The organism is Paenibacillus sp. IHB B 3415 (assembly GCF_000802655.2).
GTDB lineage: Bacteria > Bacillota > Bacilli > Paenibacillales > Paenibacillaceae > Paenibacillus_AQ > Paenibacillus_AQ phytohabitans.
Genome location: NZ_JUEI01000176.1, coordinates 1 through 1,610 on the forward strand (window position 1 = coordinate 1; position 1,610 = coordinate 1,610).

At 58.4% G+C, this 1,610-nt stretch carries 1 protein-coding gene; it reads left to right on the forward strand.

Annotation, left to right across the window (positions count from 1 at the left end):
- Positions 1 to 1,324: FTR1 family protein (locus QW71_RS35980; RefSeq protein WP_039310826.1), on the forward strand; the 1,324-nt coding region annotated here is incomplete at its 5' end.
- Positions 1,325 to 1,610: the final 286 nt, after the last annotated feature.

Below are 1,610 nucleotides of genomic sequence, written 5' to 3' on the forward strand. Positions count from 1 at the left end.
GGCGGAAGCCTACCGCGCCGTCGTGAACGGCTGGACGCCGGCGGAGCGCGGCATCCGCGGGGACAATCCCGCCGTCTACGGCCTGCTGGAGACGAAGATGAGCCTGCTGCGCATTGCGCTGCAGGCCGAGCCGCTCCGCGAAGAAGCCGCGCTGGCGGAAGCCGAGGCGCTGGTTGCGCTGCTGTCCGGCTACAGTGAGGGCAAGGCGGTCGATACCGGTGGTGCGGCAGCGGAGCCCGCCTCCATTGAAGGGCTGATCAGCTACCTGAACAAAGCTGTAGCCTCTGCCGAAGCCGGAGACAGTCCGGCAGCAGCAGCAGTGATGGAGCAGTTCATCACGGCTTGGCCTTCGGCAGAAGGTGCCGTACAACTCGCCTCGCCCAAGGTCTATGCCAATATCGAGAATGAAAGCACCGCCGTCACCGGCTATCTGCTCTCCGATCCTCCGAAGCTTGCCGGGGCGCTGGAGATCATGGACAATATGCTCGCCGAGCTGACTCCGCTGGCCGGAGAACAGACGTATACTGCGTGGGATGCGGCACTCATTCTGCTGCGTGAGGGACTCGAAGCGATTCTTGTGCTCGCCGCACTCCTCGCTTATCTGCGCAGGGAAGCAGAACCCGCAGCCCGGCGTTGGGTCTGGTCCGGGGCTGCGGTGGGGCTGGCCGGAAGCATCGGCATCGCCGTGTTATTGACCTATACCATCTCGCAGGCAGCCTCCGGGGGAGCACGTGAGCTGATCGAAGGCATTGCGGGGCTGGTCGCCGTGGTCATGATGCTCACCGTCGGCCGCTGGCTGCACGGTAAATCCAATACGGCTGCCTGGAATAAGTATGTAGACCGCCAGATGCAGGGTGCGCTTGCCAAAGGCAATCTATGGTACCTGTTCTTCATCGCTGCGCTGGCAATCCTGCGCGAAGGAGCGGAAACAACTATCTTCTATGCAGGTATGGCTCCTGCTATCGCTACTTCCCAGCTGATGCTCGGGATTGGTGGCGCACTTGCGGTACTGATCGTTCTGGGCTATGCCATCATTGCCCTGAGCGCCAGACTGCCGATTGCCGCCTTCTTCCGCACCGCCACAGTGCTGATCTATTATCTCGTGTTCCGCTTCCTTGGTGAGAGCATCCATGCGCTCCAAGTGGCTGGCAAAATACCGGCACATGCGGAGAGTAGCCTCCCATCCATCGGCTGGCTCGGCCTGTATCCGACCTGGGAGACCTTTGTGCCGCAAATGCTCATTCTCGCTTTCATCCTCTGGGAGCTGCTGCGCGGCAGACAAGCTTCCCGCAGAATGCGTACGCCAAACCGGTTAACCAAATAAACACACTAACATACAGCTGTCATCTGCGTGAGTGCCCTCAAACACGCAGATGACAGCTTCTATTTTGCCAGTCCGCCATATTACATTGTGCCCCTCTACTCCCTGCTCACTACTCACTACTCACTACTACTGCTCTCTAGCTTCTGCCCGCCGCCTTCTGTTCTCTCTTCTCTGTTTTCTGCCCTTTGTGTTAAAAGAAAATAAAGTCCTAGACTGTCACTGTTTCATTAAACTAACGTTTCCCGTTAGCACAATAAGAAATAACGCGAAGTTGACGAAAACTGTG